Raw genomic sequence first — 1715 nt, forward strand, 5'->3', positions numbered from 1 at the left:
TTTACAAAGTAAATTGCTCCTGCTGATTCCCAGTGAGGAAGAGTCCTTTGGCTAATTTTAAGATTTTTGAACTTTCTGAAACTGGTATAATTCGTAGAACTGGCATCTTGCCAGTGATAATTATCACTGGTAGAACTGGCATCTTGCCAGTGATAATTATCACTGGTAGAACTGGCATCTTGCCAGTGATAATTATTAATCTTTGGTTGAGACCGCCTCGAAGCCTGTGCCCCATAGGATGGATAGTTAGGGGTAGTCATTAGTTACATTTATACAGAAATTAAGGGGTATATTTTTTTATTTTAGTGCCATAATCTTGTGAGTTATAATTATTAATGTTGGGTTGAGGTTATCCAACCGGTAGAACTGGCATCTTGCCAGTGACCTGTTCCGGGAGCACTGGCAAGATGCCAGTTCTACCAGAACATCACCATGGTTCTACCGGTTCAAAGGCCACTGGCTGGAAGCCAGTTCTACCAGAACATCACCATGGTTCTAACGGTTCAAGGGCCACTGGCTGGAAGCCAGTTCTACCAGAACATCACCATGGTTCTAACGGTTCAAAGGCCACTGGCAAGATGCCAGTTCTACACAGGGACTATTCAACAGCCACTGGCAAGATGCCAGTTCTACACAGGGACTATTCAACAGCCACTGGCAAGATGCCAGTTCCACAAAGGGAAAAGGGAAAATAGGGCAAAGGGCAAAAGGGAAACAGGGAAAAGGGTTACGGAGTCCACGCACACCCACATACCACACGAAAACCAATAACGTTGACGAATTGCCTGAAGGCCGGATCAGAGTGGTTGCGAGACCCAGAACGGCAGACCTCAGACCTGTTGACCCAAGAACCGCCCCGCAACAGCCGGTGCTTATTATAATTATCATTATTAATATCAGGCTCATCTTGCCAGACACTGCCATCTCTTGGCGCACCTTGATAGTGTGAGTGCCAATGGTCTGCACACCACTCCCACACATTCCCATGCATATCGTAGAGTCCAAACTCATTGGCTACCTTAAAACTCCCCACTCGGGTTGTTGCCTGAACAGATTTGCCTTTGGAACCAAAGCGATAATTATAGACATAGTCGCCATCATAGTTAGCTAGGTCAGTTGTAATGGTCTCGCCAAAATGAAACGGAGTCGTTGTACCTGCTCGACATGCATACTCCCACTCGGCTTCACTGGGCAAGCGATAAGGGCGTTTCGTATGGTGGGACAGCCGCTCACAAAATTCCACGGCATCATACCAAGAGACTCGCTCTACAGGTAGGTCTTTCCCTTTAAAACGGGATGGATTGGGGTCAAGTTTTCGATTAACTTGGGCTAGGGCGGCCACAGCTTGCCATTGGGCTTGGGTCACTGGGTATTTGCCCATGAAGAAGGATTTAACGGTGACTTGATGCTGGGGACTTTCATTTTTTTTATGCCCCTCTTCGGTTTCTGGGGAACCCATGACAAAACTCCCTTCAGGAATGGCTACCATCTCTAGCTCAACTCCATTCCCTAAGTCTTGGGCAAAACCATAAGCTTGGTGCTGGTGACGGTGGATGATTGGTTCTAGTTTTCTTCTTTTCCTGCCTGTTTGTTTCAACTCAATAGTTGCCACTTCAAACTCAAACGGTTCTAGCTCAATCTGAAAAAGACAGTCCAACTGTTTAGCTAACACTGCATAGTCTCCTCCCAAACGATACAGAACCTTGGTGGCAATC

The 1715-nt window shown here is 46.5% G+C and carries 3 protein-coding genes; 1 reads left to right on the top strand and 2 read right to left on the bottom strand.

The window, feature by feature from the left end; translation table 11 throughout:
- Positions 1-260 (bottom strand): hypothetical protein (locus F6K49_RS46240; protein WP_293109161.1); only part of this gene is annotated, 260 nt, incomplete at its 3' end.
- A 147-nt stretch (positions 261-407) separates the two neighbouring features.
- On the opposite strand from F6K49_RS46240, the gene F6K49_RS46245 reads away from it, so the two are divergent.
- Positions 408-695: a hypothetical protein gene (locus tag F6K49_RS46245; protein WP_293109163.1), complete on the top strand. Its 288-nt coding sequence runs from the start codon at positions 408-410 to the stop codon at positions 693-695.
- A 32-nt stretch (positions 696-727) separates the two neighbouring features.
- Here the strand turns inward: F6K49_RS46245 and F6K49_RS46250 are convergent.
- Positions 728-1715: formylglycine-generating enzyme family protein (locus tag F6K49_RS46250; protein ID WP_366514332.1), on the bottom strand; the 988-nt coding region annotated here is incomplete at its 5' end.

It is taken from the genome of Moorena sp. SIO3I6, assembly GCF_010672095.1.